This window comes from Saezia sanguinis (assembly GCF_003991585.1).
In the GTDB taxonomy this organism is placed as follows: Bacteria; Pseudomonadota; Gammaproteobacteria; order Burkholderiales; family Burkholderiaceae_C; genus Saezia; species Saezia sanguinis.
In genome coordinates, this window is record NZ_PQSP01000043.1 from 1 (window position 1) to 280 (window position 280).

The 280-nt window shown below is 64.6% G+C and carries 1 pseudogene; it reads left to right on the forward strand.

Features of this window, described 5'->3' with window-relative positions:
- Positions 1 to 280 (forward strand): annotated as a pseudogene (gene fusA, locus CUZ56_RS14915) (elongation factor G); the annotation flags it as partial.

Here is a 280-nt window from a genome sequence, read left to right on the forward strand (position 1 = left end):
GATTTCTACTTCACCGTGCAGACCATCAAGGACCGCCTCGGCGCCCGGCCGCTGGTCATCCAGCTGCCGATCGGTGCGGAGGACACGTTCGAGGGTGTCGTCGACCTGGTCGAGATGAAGGCCAAGGTCTGGACCGGCGAAACCAAGCTGGGCGAGAAGTACGAGCTCCGCGACATCCCGGCCGATCTGGTCGAGAAGGCCGAGCAGTACCGGCAGGAACTGCTGGAGACGGTGGCGGAGTCCGACGAGGCGCTGCTGGACAAGTTCTTCGGCGGGGAAG